The organism is Pseudobutyrivibrio sp. AR14, assembly GCF_900101325.1.
Lineage (GTDB): Bacteria > Bacillota > Clostridia > Lachnospirales > Lachnospiraceae > Pseudobutyrivibrio.
On sequence record NZ_FMUY01000044.1, the window covers coordinates 1 to 1,142 of the forward strand.

A 1,142-nucleotide genomic window follows, 5' to 3' on the forward strand; every position below is an offset into this window, starting at 1 on the left:
CATACTAGAAGCTTTACTTATGATGAGGCAGGCCTTGTGACTTCGGTGACAGATACTCTTGGAAATAAGAGCACTAGAGAATACGACCTCCTTGGACGAGTGATAAGGGAGATAGATTCTCTAGGAAATGAGACAAGCTATACCTATACAAAGCTTGGAAATGTAGAGACAATCACAGATGCAGCAAGTAGAGTAAGAAGATTTGAGTACACTAGAGGCGGTAAGCTTACAGCTATTTATTTTTGCGATAAACTAGAGCAAAGCCTAGAGTATGATGGCGCCGGAAGAGTCGCAAAAAGAACATTTGCTGATGGCTATGAAATCTCATATAACTACGATGCTTTAAGTAGAATTGAAAAAGTAAATGGAACTGATGGAAGAACAGTGTCATATGAGTATGATGCTATGGGAAGAGCGACAAAGGTATCAGATGGAGATAAGGAAACTCTCTATACCTACACAGCTACAGGTAGACTTAAAAGCGTAGTAGATGCTCTTTCGAATGAGACAGTTTACACATACGATGCACTGGATAACTTAAAGAGTATCCATCGAATCGATGGCCGTGCTGATGAAAAAGAAAGCAAAGAGGATAGACTTCCAAAGGTAGGAGAAGATGGCCATGTGACAATCTACTCTTATAACCTAGCAGGCCAGCTTACAGAGGTAACAGACGCCTTAGGTCAAAAGGAAACCTATGAGTACGACCAGTATGGAAGACTTGTTACAAAGGTAGATAGAGATAATTATTCTACGGACTATAGCTACAATGATATAGGAAGAGTAACAAGGGTGGACTATGCGGATGGTAAGTCTGTAGCTTTATCTTATGATGAACTTGGAAGGTTAAATGAGTTTACTGATTGGCTCGGTACAACATCTATTCAAAGAGATGTCCTTGGAAGAGTTTTATCCGTAAATGATTACAATAACAAATCAGTTTCTTATAATTATGGCAAGCTTAATGAAAGAACAGAGATAGTCTATCCAGATGGTAGAACAGTTGATTATATCTATGATGATGAAAGAAAGCTAAGAGAGCTTGTTAATGGAAATGAAAAGACAAGCTATGATTATGATGCGTATGGTAGATTGATTGAAAAGACTCTTCCAAATGGAAATGCGCAAAAGTTTGATTACTT

At 38.4% G+C, this 1,142-nt stretch carries 1 pseudogene; it reads left to right on the top strand.

The window, feature by feature from the left end:
- Positions 1-1,142 (top strand): annotated as a pseudogene (locus BLP50_RS14190) (RHS repeat protein); the annotation flags it as partial.